This window comes from Ruminococcus sp. MCC718, from assembly GCF_018783905.1.
GTDB classification, from domain to species: Bacteria; Bacillota; Clostridia; order Lachnospirales; family Lachnospiraceae; genus Hominisplanchenecus; species Hominisplanchenecus faecis.
The window spans coordinates 1-567 of the sequence record NZ_WQNP01000146.1; the positions used below are offsets into that span (position 1 = coordinate 1).

Below are 567 nucleotides of genomic sequence, written 5' to 3' on the forward strand. Positions count from 1 at the left end.
CTTTATAAAGAGCGGCATCTTGTAGAAAAGCTGTTCTTGAAATTAAAAGCGTATCGGAGGATAGCGACCCGTTATGATAAACTTGCATGTACCTATCTGGGATTTTTATGCCTTGCTTCCATATTGATTTGGTTAAAATAAACAATTTCTGATTTTTTTCAAACACGCTCTAACTGATTTTTTCTCTTTCTCATATACTTCTTTCCGGTATGCCAGTGTCTGATTATATACAAAACGGCAACAGCCAAATGTTTTTGCGATCTGTATTTTCTGCTCATTATTAGGATATATTCTGTATTTATATGCCTTTAACATCCACTGTCACCCTCTTTCTCAACCTTGATTTTCTATATATCTCTTCCGCATTTCTTCCGATACATTTCCTGCACTACAGGCAAAATATCCATCTGTCCAAAAGGTATGTTCTTTCCAGAATTGTTTTCGTAAATATTGGGGATAACTTTTTCATATATGGTATGTTGTATAACTCTTCATCAGGTTTACAATCTTACTAATAGACATTGTCGGTTCTGTCTCTATCATGTAATGAATATGGTCTTTATCTGT

The 567-nt window shown here is 34.2% G+C and carries 1 protein-coding gene and 2 pseudogenes; 1 reads left to right on the forward strand and 2 read right to left on the reverse strand.

The features are described 5' to 3' along the window. Positions 1–141, forward strand: a 141-nt coding sequence (locus GPK60_RS11940; protein WP_215660318.1) for a transposase, incomplete at its 5' end; no start/stop codon positions are given. Positions 142–171: 30 nt separating this feature from the next. On the opposite strand, the pseudogene GPK60_RS11945 reads toward GPK60_RS11940, so the two are convergent. Both GPK60_RS11945 and tnpA read right to left on the reverse strand, forming a co-directional pair. Further along, positions 172–315, reverse strand: a pseudogene (locus GPK60_RS11945) (helix-turn-helix domain-containing protein); the annotation flags it as partial. Positions 316–333: 18 nt separating this feature from the next. Beyond that, a pseudogene (tnpA, locus tag GPK60_RS11950) lies at positions 334–567 on the reverse strand (IS200/IS605 family transposase); the annotation flags it as partial.